General features: G+C 70.7%; 9 protein-coding genes and 1 pseudogene. 5 read left to right on the plus strand and 5 right to left on the minus strand.

The window, feature by feature from the left end; genetic code table 11:
- The first annotated feature begins 21 nt into the window (after window positions 1-21).
- From M6G65_RS23810 to M6G65_RS23830, 5 genes and pseudogenes are all read left to right on the plus strand, one after another.
- A pseudogene (locus M6G65_RS23810) lies at window positions 22-854 on the plus strand (branched-chain amino acid ABC transporter permease).
- Window positions 847-2,652: a branched-chain amino acid ABC transporter ATP-binding protein/permease gene (locus M6G65_RS23815; protein WP_238196909.1), complete on the plus strand. Its 1,806-nt coding sequence runs from the start codon at window positions 847-849 to the stop codon at window positions 2,650-2,652. Before M6G65_RS23810 ends, M6G65_RS23815 begins: the two are co-directional and overlap by 8 nt.
- Window positions 2,645-3,376 (plus strand): ABC transporter ATP-binding protein, encoded by a 732-nt coding sequence (locus M6G65_RS23820; RefSeq protein WP_250102958.1) that lies wholly within the window; start codon window positions 2,645-2,647, stop codon window positions 3,374-3,376. Before M6G65_RS23815 ends, M6G65_RS23820 begins: the two co-directional genes overlap by 8 nt.
- 3 nt (window positions 3,377-3,379) lie before the next feature.
- On the plus strand, window positions 3,380-4,315 hold the full coding sequence (locus M6G65_RS23825) for a DUF1028 domain-containing protein (protein WP_250102959.1): 936 nt from the start codon (window positions 3,380-3,382) through the stop codon (window positions 4,313-4,315).
- A complete protein-coding gene (locus tag M6G65_RS23830; protein ID WP_238196906.1) occupies window positions 4,308-5,714 on the plus strand; it encodes an amidase in 1,407 nt (468 codons plus the stop codon). The genes M6G65_RS23825 and M6G65_RS23830 overlap by 8 nt, the downstream gene beginning before the upstream one ends.
- A 204-nt stretch (window positions 5,715-5,918) precedes the next feature.
- Here M6G65_RS23830 and M6G65_RS23835 read toward each other — a convergent pair whose 3' ends face one another.
- The 5 genes from M6G65_RS23835 to M6G65_RS23855 form a co-directional block, all read right to left on the minus strand.
- Window positions 5,919-7,166 (minus strand): acyltransferase family protein, encoded by a 1,248-nt coding sequence (locus M6G65_RS23835; protein ID WP_238196905.1) that lies wholly within the window; start codon window positions 7,164-7,166, stop codon window positions 5,919-5,921.
- Window positions 7,167-7,320: 154 nt separating this feature from the next.
- Window positions 7,321-8,658 (minus strand): hypothetical protein, encoded by a 1,338-nt coding sequence (locus tag M6G65_RS23840; RefSeq protein ID WP_238196904.1) that lies wholly within the window; start codon window positions 8,656-8,658, stop codon window positions 7,321-7,323.
- Window positions 8,659-8,995: 337 nt separating this feature from the next.
- A complete protein-coding gene (locus M6G65_RS23845; RefSeq protein ID WP_192710744.1) occupies window positions 8,996-9,976 on the minus strand; it encodes an ABC transporter ATP-binding protein in 981 nt (326 codons plus the stop codon).
- Entirely contained in the window at window positions 9,973-10,953 is a 981-nt protein-coding gene (locus M6G65_RS23850) for an ABC transporter ATP-binding protein (RefSeq protein WP_238196903.1), read from the minus strand. The genes M6G65_RS23845 and M6G65_RS23850 overlap by 4 nt, the downstream gene beginning before the upstream one ends.
- A 142-nt stretch (window positions 10,954-11,095) precedes the next feature.
- Window positions 11,096-12,067 carry an ABC transporter permease gene (locus M6G65_RS23855; RefSeq protein WP_238196902.1) on the minus strand — a complete coding sequence of 324 codons (972 nt, stop codon included), beginning with the start codon at window positions 12,065-12,067 and terminating at the stop codon, window positions 11,096-11,098.
- Between the last annotated feature and the right edge of the window lie 4 nt (window positions 12,068-12,071).

Consider the following 12,071-nt stretch of genomic DNA (forward strand, 5'->3'; position numbering starts at 1 on the left):
CTCGTCCCGATCGGAGCCCCGATGCTGCTCACCCTCGACATCCTGACCACCGCGGCGATCCTGTTCGTGGTCTCGATCGGCCTCTTGGCGATCTTCGGCGTGCTCAAGATCATCAACTTCGCCCACGGGGCGTGGCTGACGGTCGGCGCCTATTGCGCGGTGATCACCGCCAAGCTCGGGCTCAATCCCTGGGCGGCGCTGCCGCTGGCCTTCGTGGTCGGCGCCCTGCTCGGCGGGCTGGCCGAGCACTTCATCATCCGCCCGCTCTACCGGCGGCCCCTCGACGCGATCCTTGCCACCTGGGGGCTCGGCATCGTGGTCGGGCAGCTCATCACCCTGGGCTTCGGCCGCGACGTCCAGCTCACCCCGAACCTGCTGGCGGGCACCGTCGAGATCCTCGGCGTCGACTACTCCGCCTACCGGCTCGTGGCGCTCGGCATCGCGCTGGCCATCGGCGCGCTGTTCGCGCTCACCATCGAGCGGACCCGGCTCGGGCTCTCGGCCCGGGCGGTGATCATGAACGAGACCCTGGCGCGCAGCCTCGGCATCGACACGGGCCGCGTGCGCCTCGTGGTGTTCATGATCGGCGCCGGCCTGGCGGCGCTGGCGGGCGTCCTGCTGACGCCGCTCACCAGCGTCGACCCGAACATGGGCGTCTCCTGGCTGATCGGCGCCTTCATGCTGGTTATGGTCGCCGACGCCTCGTACCGGCGCTCGCGGCGGCCTGCCTGGTCTTCGGGGCCGTGCAGGTCCTGATTAGCACCTTCGTGAGCCCGATCCTGGGCAGCATCGCCATCGCGGTGCTGGCCGCCCTCGTGCTGCGGATCAGCCCGAAAGGTTTCTCCCGTGCTTGAGACCGTCCCCGTCGCCGCGCGCGTCGCCGCGCCTCCCCGCGGGCGGCCGCGCCTCGCGCGCGCCGCGCCCTTCGTCGTCGCGGCGCTGGCGGCGCTCGCCCTCTGGATCGCGCCGCTCTTCCTCGACACCTTCGCGGTCAACGTCCTGACCCGGTCGATGATCTACGCGGTGCTGGCGGTCACGGTCGACCTGCTCTGGGGTTTCGCGGGGATCCTGACCTTCGGGCAGGCGGCGTTCTTCGGCATCGGCGCCTACGCCACCGCGATGATCCTCACCGCCTACGGGGCGACGCCGCTCGGGATCGCCGCGGCGATCGCGGCCGCGCTCGTCGCGCCGGCCCTGCTCGGTCTCGCGGTCGGGTGGCTGTCGTTCTACCACCGCTCGACGCCGCTCTACGCCTCGGTGATCTCGCTCGTCGTCCCGATCGTGGTGGTGCAGCTCATCTACGCGGGCGGCGAATGGACCGGCTCCAGCAGCGGCCTCGTCGGCTTCGACGTGCTGCCGTTCGAGATCGAGGGCTACTTCCGCCTCGCGGCCCTGTTCCTGATCGTCGTCACCCTGGCGGCCTGGATCCTGGTGCGCTCGGATCGGGGCCGCGCCCTCGTGGCCGTGCGCGACAACGAGGCGCGCTGCGCCTATCTCGGCCTCAACCCCCGGCGCCTGCAGATCCTGCTGACCGCTGCGCTCGCCGCCGTCGCCGGCCTCGCGGGCTTCCTGTTCGCCAACGCGTCGGGGGTCGTCGCCCCGGAGAATGCCGGCTTCCTGTTCGGGACCGAGCTGGTGATCTGGGTGGCGCTCGGCGGCCGCGGCACGCTGCTCGGCCCGGTGCTGGGCACGATCGCCATCGACTACCTCGCGGCGAACCTCTCGGGCGACCTGCCGTTCCTGTGGCAGCTCCTGCTGGGCACGGCCTTCGTGGTCATCATCATCCTGCTGCCGGGCGGATTGGCCGACTTGGTCGGCCGCCTGTGGCGGGCGCTGTCGTTCGGCCGGTCGGGCCGCGTCGCCCCCGCCCTGGTGGCGCGGCAGGCCGGAATCGCGGCCGCCGCGGACGGTCCCATCCTCAAGGTCGCGGGACTCGCCAAGGCCTATGGCAGCCTGACGGTGCCGGAGGCCATCGACCTGGAGATCCGGGCGGGCGAACTCGTCAGCCTCGTCGGCCCCAACGGCGCCGGCAAGACCACGCTGATGCGCTGCCTCAGCGACGGCACCGAGCCGTTCACGGGATCGATCGCGATCGGCGGAACCCCGATCAAGGGGCTAACGCCGAACCGCGTCGTCGGCCTCGGCGTCGGGCGCAAGTTCCAGGTCGCGAGCGTGTTCGAGAGCCTGTCGGTGGCCGATTGCCTGCGGCTCGCCCGGGCGCCGCATGACGGCCTGAGCCCGGTCGGTCAGGCCGCGACGCTGGGCCTGCCCAAGGCCGCCCTCGACGTGCTGCGGATGACCGGCCTCGACCACCTGCTGACGCAGCCGACGCGCCTGCTGTCGCACGGTCAGAAACAGGCGCTCGAACTCGCCATGGTGGTGGCGCTCGAGCCGCGGCTGATCCTGCTGGACGAGCCCACCGCCGGCCTGACCAAGGCCGAGCGCACCACCATCGGGACCGTGCTCCGGGCGCTCACCGCCGAGAGCGGGATCGCCGCCGTGCTGGTCGAGCACGACCTCGACTTCGTGCGCGAGATCTCCTCGCGCATCGTCGTGCTGCACCAGGGCCGGCTCGTCCTCGACGGCACGGTCGAGGACGTCGTCGGCTCGGAGCTGGTCCGGACCATCTATTCGGGAGGCGCCCATGGCTGAGGCAGCACGGCGGAGCGAACCGGCCGGAGCCGCGCTCGCCCTCGAGCGGGTGTCGAGCGGCTACGGGGCCATCGCGATCCTGAAGGACGTGTCCCTGTCGGTGCAGCCGGGCGAGATCGTCGCCCTGCTCGGCAAGAACGGCATGGGCAAGACCACCCTGCTCAAGACCATCCTGGGGATGGTGGCCCTGCGGGGCGGCGCGATCACGATCGGGGGCCGTGCGCTCGCCGGCCTGTCGCCCGCCCGCCTCGTGGCGCTCGGCGTCGGCTACGCGCCGCAGGAACAGCCCCTGTTCCAGGACCTGTCGATCCGCGACAACCTGCGCCTCGCGGTGCCGTCGGACCGGCTCCTGCCGGAGGCCCTGGAGCGGCTGTTCGGCCATTTCCCGTTCCTGAAGGACCGCCTCGCCCAGCGCGCCGGCACGCTCTCGGGCGGCGAGCAGAAGATGCTGATCCTCGGGCGCGCCCTGATGCTGCGCCCGCGCCTGCTGCTGATCGACGAGATCTCCGAGGGCGTGCAGCCCTCGATGGTCGAGCGCCTGCGCGCCGTCCTCCAGGCCGAGCGAGATTCGGGCGTGTCCATGCTGGTGGTGGAGCAGCACGTCGCCTTCGCGCTGGGGCTGGCCGACCGCTACGCGGTGCTCAAGCTCGGCGAGATCGCCGACAGCGGCGACGCCAAGGCGCCGGACGCGCCGGCCCGCGTCATCGACCATCTGGCGGTGTGAGAGATGGCTGAACTCAACACCTTCTCGATCGCCGCCCGCTGCTCCCGGACCGGGCAGCTCGGCGTGGCGGTGGCGAGCGCGGTCCCGGCCGTGGGCAGCCTCTGCCCGTACATCAGGTCCGGGATCGGCGCCGTCACGACCCAATCCTGGGTCAATCCCTATCTCGCGGCCCGCATCCTCGACGGGCTCGCCGAGGGGCAGGCGCCCGACGCGGCGCTGGCGGCTTCCCTCGCCACCGACGACCGGCCGGACCTGCGGCAGCTCGGCCTCGCCGACGCGCGCGGCACCGGCGCGGCCTGGACCGGTGCCGGCTGCACGCAGGCGGCCGGCCATCGCACCGGGCCGGGCTACGCCGTTCAGGGCAACATGCTGGCCTCGCCCGGCGTGATCGACGCCATGGTCCTGGCCTTCGAAGGAAGCGCCGGATGCGACCTCGACGAGCGGCTGATGCGGGTCCTGGAGGCCGGCGACGCGGCCGGCGGCGACCGGCGCGGCAAGCAATCGGCGGCGCTCCGGATCGTCGCCGGAGAAGAGTATCCGCTCCTCGACCTGCGGGTCGACGAGCACGCGGCGCCGGTGGCGGAGTTGCGCCGCGTGCTCGGCGTCGCCCGCCGGCAGCTGGTGCCGTTCGTGGCCGGCATGCCGCGCAAGGGTGGCCCGGCCGGCGCGCTGCCGGACGACGTGGTGGCGATGCTGCTCGAACCGCCCGGGAAACGGCCGGGCGCGACCCAAGCGGGCGCCCCCGATCCGATCCGGGATGTCATCGGCCTGCGCCAGGAGCCCGCGCGGATCGCGCACCTCCTGGCGCAGTTCGCGCCGGTGCTCGCCGAGATCGAGACGCTGCGCAGCCTCGATCTGGCGCAGATCCATCCGCCGATCGTCTTCGACCCGAGCCTGCCGTACCGCCCGATGCCCCATGACCGACGCGCCCATGACTGACGCCCTCTGGCAGTGGCCGATCACGGACCTCGCGCCCCGGATCGCGGCGCGGCAGCTGTCGAGCGCCGAGCTGGTGGAATCCTGCCTGGACCGGATCGAACGCCTGGACGGCGACCTGAACAGCTTCGTCTGCCTGTCGCCGACCGCCCGCGACGCGGCGCGCGCGGCCGATGCCGAGATCGCCCGGACGGGCCCGCGCGGCCCGCTGCACGGGATCCCGGTCGCCATCAAGGACAACTACACCACGGCCGATCTGCCGACCCGGGCGGGCACCGCGGTGGAGGCCCTGACCTTCCCGATGCAGGACAGCCACTGTGTGGCGAAGCTGCGCGATGCCGGCGCGGTGATCCTCGGCAAGCTCAGCATGCATGAATTCGCCTGGGGCACCGTCACGCCGCAGGCGCGCAACCCGTGGGATCTCGCGCGGGTGCCCGGCGGCTCGAGCGGCGGCTCCGGGGCCGCGGTGGCCGCCCGCCTCTGCCCCGCCGCCCTCGGCTCGGATACGGGCGGCTCGATCCGCATCCCGGCCGCCCTGTGCGGCGTGGTCGGCCTCAAGCCGACCTATGGCCGGATCGGGCGCTCGGGGATCGTGCCGCATTCCTGGTCCCTCGACCATGCCGGGCCGCTGACCCGGACGGTGGCCGATGCCGCCCTGATGCTGCAGGTCCTGGCCGGCCCGGATGCCGGCGATCCCGCGGCCTCCGCGGCACCGGTGCCGGACTACACGGCCGGCCTCGACCAGCCGGTCCGGGGCCTGCGGATCGCGGTGATCCGCAACCACTTCTTCGACGCCGTCGACGCGGAGATCGGCGCCGCCGTCGAGGACGCGATCGGCTTCTTCGCCGGCCAGGGCTGCGCGGTGACGGACGTCACGGTGCCGTCCCTGCGCTACGGGCTCGGTGCCATCTACGCCATCGAGCTGGCCTCCTCGGCGGCCTACCACGACCGCAATCTCGCGCAGGGCCACGTCGCGGGCTTCGCCGACGACGTCCGGGATCTGGTGGAGATGGGCCGGTTCGTGACCGGCCCGGACTACCTGCGGGCCGAGCAGGTGCGGGCCCGGATCATGGCCGAGATGGCCGCCGTGCTCGCGGAGGCCGACGCGATCATCACGCCCGCCACGCCCCTCACCGCCTGGAAGACCGACGCCGCCACCGTCATGCTCGGCGGGCGGGAAGAGAGCGTCCTGGCGGCGTCCTGGCGCCTGACCTACCCGTTCAACCTGACGGGGCTGCCCGCCCTCGCGCTGCCCTGCGGCTTCGACCGGGACGGCCTGCCGATCAGCCTGCAGATCGCCGCCCGGCCCTTCGCCGAGCCGACGCTGCTTCGGATCGCGCACCAGTACGAGCGCGCCCACGACTGGTCGAGCCGGGTCCCGCCGTCGGCGGACGGGATTTAGCGGGTCCGTCCCGAGGGCCGGTGCCGGACCGCGTGACCGCGCAGCGCGCCGGCCTACCGACTTCGGCCCCGTCGTCCTTGCGAGCGGAGCGAAGCCATCCAGGCGGCGCCACGATCCCGGGGGTCGCGCCGCCCTGGGTCACGTCGCTTTGCTCGTGATGACGGCGAGGAACGCATCCACCGAAGCGTTCGAACCGAAACCGTCTCAGACCGCCTGGGCGACGGTGGCCGCCGGCCGCGGCTTGCGCACCAGGAAGCGGCGGAGCTTGAGCGCCGGCTTCTCGATGTAGTCCCACGAGATCGACGCGAAGGATGCGGTCAGGACCAGGACCACGGGGAAGATCACCGCGAAGCAGACCGCTTTGGGGAGGTCGGCGAGGTGCGGAAGCAGGAGCGCGACGGTGGCCTGCGTGAGTGGGAAACCGTACAGGTAGATGCCGTACGACAGGTCCTTCCGGACGATCCGGTCGAACCAGCGGAAGTTCTGCATGCCGATATAGACCATGCAGTACGTCAGCAGCATGCCGCTGACGACGCCGAGAACATCGGCCATCATCATGACGTAGTACAGCGTCCCGCAGACGAGGAAGATCCGAAAGCTCATCACGACGCGGCGCGCGTTCAGGAACAGGACGACCCCGAAGAAGAACATCAGCACGATGTACCACGTGGTGAAATGCGTGTTGTCGTGACGCACCGTGTAGGTCGCCGGATCGTAGAGACCGAGGCCGAGGGCGATCGCCGCGATCCCGATGACCGCCGCGGTGAGCCGGATCGGCGTCGCGAGCACGCCGCACACCATCAGCCCGAGCATGATCAGGTAGCACCAGAACTCCGGCGGCAGCGTCCAGAGATTGGTATTGACGATGGACGGCCACGGATTGTCCTGGAAGACCCCCGGCAGCACGAACGAGACGTGACCGACGATGTTGCCGAAGTAGCTCAGGAACAGCGGGTCGGAGAAGTATTGCCGCAGCGGCAGCGTGGTGAAGAACGGCCCCAGCACCAGCGCGCAGAGCGTCACTTCGACCGTGAGCGCGGGCAGGATCCGCAAGCCGCGATTGGCCAGGAACGGGCCGACCTTTCCGGTGCGCAGGGCGCTCCCGGCGATCAGGAAGCCGCTCAGGGCGAAGAACATGCCCACGAGCGCGTACAGGAACGGCTGGAGAAACCCGCCGAGGAATTTTCCGTGGCCCATTGCCACGATCGCGGCGCCGGCCGCGGCCGCGCCGGTCTCGAGCGCCTCCTGTCCCGGCTTGACCGCGCCGATGACCGCGACGCGGCAATGGTGCGCGAGGATCAGCACCGAGAGCACGTGCCGCAGGAGGTGGAAGCCGGGACCGATCCCGCCATGCGCGTCCAGCTGCTGAGCCAGATCGGGTGCGCGCCGGCCGAGAGCCGGAATGGTTCGCCGCACACGGTCCGTGATCAAGCCGAGACGCGGCATGGACATCAGCTCTTCGGTTCGAGGCAACATCGATTCACTACATTGGTGATCGATAAAGCTATGATAAGGTAATCACCAAGTCTGGACCGGGCAATTTATAGATAGCATTAAGGTTTACACCCGCCGGTCGATGATGGTGGAATGTCACGCGCGATGCTGGTCAGGCCGCGAACTCCAGGACGGTGAGGCGATCGGAGACTTCGATCCGCCCCACGCCGTCTTCCAGCGGCACGGACGCTGCCCGGCTGCCGCCTTCGTCATCGAAGCGGTGCATTGTGAGCGCGTTCCGCCGGTCCCCGCATTCGACACGCAGTTGACGGCTGACCGGACCGCGCGTCGCCTGCGCGCCCCTGTCCCACCCGGAGACGCCCAGCCAGAGCGGCAGGAGGATCGTTCCGTCATCGCGCCGGAAGCATTGCCCTTGGACGTCCTCGTGGCTCCCGATCGTGGCGATCGGTCGGGGCGACGCCGGCCCCGGGGACGGGGCTGCGGCCGGTCCGCGCGGACCCGAGAACAGGGCGATCAGCGTCTTCACGGCCCGGTACGCCGCCGTCGGCCGGCCCTCGTGGGTCAGCAACCCGAAGGCGGATTCGGGATCGGCCGGACCGCGGCCGAAGCTGGAGCGAAGCTCGTAGATGTAGGTGCGCCGCATACCCGCCAGATAGGCGAACAGGAGCAGGCGCGGCATGTAGCGGGCCCGGATCGCCTCCGAGACCGGCAGATGCGCCGACGCCGTGGCCAGCGCCGTGTGATAGCCGGTCTCGGTGATGAGGCTCGCGACGCCGCCGCAGACCGGGACCATCGCCGCGCGAAAGCCGCCCAGACGCCCCGGCCCCCGCGTCTCGGGATGCTCCATGCCCGGATAGGGATGGAGGTTCGACAGATCCGCGAACCCCGCGAGGGGTTTGGCCAACGCGATGTTGCCCTGGATGTAGCTCGGCGACGCGACGTCGATCCGTGATCCGGCCAGCTCGCGGCGCACCGTCTCGTGCAGGCCGCGCTGGTGCAGCCACGACAGGGTCGGGTTGAGCGTCGGGTCCGCGAGGAGCGCGGGCTCGTTCCCGCCCTCGACGATGTCGATCGCGCCGTCACATTGCTCGTAGATCAGCGGCAATGCGGAGGGGGGCGTGGTGACGTATTGATCGCTCGGATCATTGCAGACCGCCGAGAACCGGCACCCGAGGCGCGCCAGCTCGCGCATGCGCGTGTACAATGTGTCGGTCACGCCCGGCGCCGGAGTGTAGACGCCTTGCCTGATCTGCTTGATCGAAAGATCTTCGATCGCCCTCAGGATCGAGCTCTCGTAATATCTGTCGTAGACGGTGCCCTTCTGGGCGAGATGCACATTGACACCGATCCGGCCGACGAAATCGGCGGCCCGTTCCGGCGGCGCATCGTACGTCCGGCGCTCATCCGCCCGCGTGGAGGAACCGGCCATCGTCGCGGCAGCCGTCGCGGCAAGACCCCGGATGATCAGCCTGCGGTTCAAGTCCATCATGCTGGTGACCGTCTCTCGGAGCCGCCGGTGCCGCCTGTGACACGCTTCGCCCGCCAGAAACGCGCGTGCGGATCGTCGAAGGGCAGCAAGTCACAGGCCGGAAATTCAGTACTTTTGTGTTCCGAATTGGGGCCGAATGACACAAGATCGGTCCAGAGCGGCACGCTTGCCTGACGCGCAATATATTGTAGATGCCGGCCCTATACCTCCGCGCTGGTCCAGCCAAATTCGGCCTTTGACGCGGCGGAATGAAGGGGCGTTCACGCCTGTTCGCGCGATCGCGGCCGTGCCCCCGCATCGGCGAGAGCGCACACCGAACCGGATCCGTGCCCGCCCGTCAGGCCCGCCCCTCCTGCACGGCGTGGCAAGCGACGCCGTCGAGGAGCGCCGGCACCTCGGTCCGGCAGCGGTCGTTGGCCAGCGGGCAGCGCGGGTTGAAGGTGCAGCCGGGGGGCGGGTCGATCGGGTTCGGGATCTCGCCGGAAACCGGCACCCGGGCGCGGCCGACATGGGCGAGGTCGGGCACCGCGTCGAGGAGCATCCGCGTGTAGGGATGGCGGGGCGCGGCGAACAGGTCCTTGGCGGAGGCGACCTCCACGAGGCGGCCGAGATACATCACGCCCACCCGGGTCGCCATGTGGCGGACCACGGCGAGGTTGTGGGAGATGAACAGGTAGGTGAGCCCCAGCCGGTCCTGCAGGTCGCGCATCAGGTTGAGGATCTGCGCCTGCACCGAGACGTCGAGCGCCGAGGTCGGCTCGTCGCCCACCAGGAACTCCGCCTGGCTCGCCAGCGCGCGGGCGATGGCCACCCGCTGGCGCTGGCCGCCGGAGAATTCGTGGGGGTATTTCCGCGCGTCGTCCGGGTGGAGCCCGACCAGCCCGAGCAGCTCGCTGACCCGGGCGCGGATCGCGCCCTCGCCGTGGATCAGGTTGAAGGCCCGGATCGGCTCGGCGATGATTTTTCCGACCCGCCAGCGCGGGTTCATGGACGCGTAGGGGTCCTGGAAGATCATCTGGATGCGCGCCCGCAGGCGCCGGCGGGCGGCGGCCTGGCGCGGGTCGGTCATCGAGACGCCGGTGATCGTCACCTCGCCGGCGCTCGGCGGCAGCAGGCCGACCACCATGCGCGCCACCGTGGACTTGCCGGAGCCGGATTCGCCGACGATCGCGAAGGTCTCGCCCTTCTCGATCGCGAAGCCGACCCGGTCGACCGCGGTGAGGAATTTCCGCGGCTCGCGCTCGATCACCCGATTGAGCCAGGGCTTCGAGACGTCGAACCGGCGGCGCAGGTCGGTGACTTCGACGTATGCGCTCACGCCGCTTGCTCCGCTGCATCGTACAGGTGACAGGCGACCCGGCTGGCATCGACCGGGATCGGCTCGGGCCGCTCGACGCGGCAGCGGGCAAACACCTTCGGACAGCGCGGGTTGAAGGCGCAGCCTTTGGGGATGGCGGTGAGCCGCGGCATCGAGCCGGGAATCTGGCTGAGCCGATCCGCCTCCTGCGACAGGGTCGGGATCGCCCCCATCAGGCCGACCGCGTAGGGGTGGTGCGGCTTGGCGATCACCGAGGCGACCGGGCCGATCTCGGCGACGCGCCCGGCATACATCACCGCCACCCGGTCGGCGGCCTCGGCGATCACGCCCATATCGTGGGTCACCAGCATCACCGCGGTGCCGTGCTCGCGGCACAGGCGCTTGAGCAACGTGATGATCTGGGCCTGGACCGAGACGTCCAAAGCCGTGGTCGGCTCGTCGGCGATGATCAGCTCCGGCTCGGCGGCGAGCGCGAGGGCGATCACCACCCGCTGGCGCATGCCGCCGGAGAATTCGTGCGGGTAGCCGTCGATCCGCCGCTCGGGCGCCGGGATGCCGACCTCGGCGAGCAGGTCGATGGCGCGGGTCCGGGCGGCCTTCGCCGACAGGTCGGTGTGGGTACGCAGGGTCTCGACGATCTGGTCGCCGACCCGGAACAGCGGGTCGAGCGAGGTCAGCGGATCCTGGAAGATCATGCCGATGCGCTTGCCGCGCACCCGCCGCATCGCCTCCGGGGAGAGGTTGTCGATGCGCTCGCCGCGCAGGCGGATCTCGCCGCCGGCGATCCGGCCGGGCCGATCGATCAGCCCGATCACCGCCGAGCCGGTCACCGACTTGCCCGCCCCGGACTCGCCGACCACGCCCAGGATCTCGCCGCGGCCGATGTCGAACGAGACCCGGTCGATGGCGGTGAGCGGCCCGCGGCGGGTGTCGAAGGCGACCGTGAGGTCGCGCACGGAGAGGATGGTCTCGGTCATGGCGTGGCGGCTCCGGTGGCAACCGGGTGTCGGACGGGCGCCGCCGTCCTTGCGAGCGGAGCGAAGCAATCCAGCAGCGCCCCGTTCATCCAGGTCGCGCGGCCCTGGGTCGCTTCGCTGCGCTCGCGATGACGATGCCCGATCATTGCAGTTTCGGATTGAGCGCGTCGCGCAGCCAATCCCCCAGGAGGTTGATGGCGATGACGAGCCCGGCCAGCGCCAGCCCCGGGAAGGCGACGATCCACCACTCGCCCGAGAACAGGAACCGGTTGCCGGTGCGGATCAGCGTGCCGAGCGACGGCATGGTCTCGGGCAGGCCGGTGCCGAGGAACGACAGGGTCGCCTCGGTGATGATCGCGAGCGCGAGGTTGATCGTCGCGATGACGAAGACCGGGCCGGTGACGTTCGGCAGGACGTGGCGGACCATGATCACCGGGGGCGACAGGCCGATCAGCCGCGCCGCCTGGACGTAATCCTTGCCCTTCTCGACCATCACGGAGGAGCGCACGGTCCGGGCGTACTGCACCCAGAAGGACAGGCCGATCGAGACCACGATCAGCCCGATCAGCGGCCCGACGTCGAGCGCGCTGCCAAAACTCGCCTTGGCGACGCCGTCCACCACCAGGGCGATCAGGATCGCCGGGAAGGTGAGCTGCACGTCGGCGACCCGCATGATCAGCGTGTCGACCGCCCCGCCCGCGTAGCCGGCGATCAGGCCGAGCGCGATGCCGAGGATCCCGGAGGTCACCACCCCGAGCACGCCGACGATCAGCGACAGGCGCAGGCCGTACAGCACCGCCGAGAGCACGTCCCGGCCCTGGTCGTCGGTGCCGAGATAGTAGGGCGCCTGCCCGTCCGCCTGCCAGATCGGCGGCAGGTTGGAGTTGATCAGGTCGAGCTGGGCCGGATCGTAGGGGTTCTGGGGAGCGATCCAGGGCGACGCGAAGGCGAGGCCGACCATCAGCACGGTGGCGATCAGCGCCGCCACCGCCACCTTCGAGCGCAGGAAGTTCGCCAGCAGGTCGGAGTCCCGCCAGCGGGCGAGCCGGGAGGTTTTGGCCTCCGGCAGCGGGACAGGCGGGGCGTCGCCCGCGTCGATGTCATGTCCGCTCATCGGT

This window comes from Methylobacterium tardum (assembly GCF_023546765.1).
Classification (GTDB): Bacteria; Pseudomonadota; Alphaproteobacteria; order Rhizobiales; family Beijerinckiaceae; genus Methylobacterium; species Methylobacterium tardum.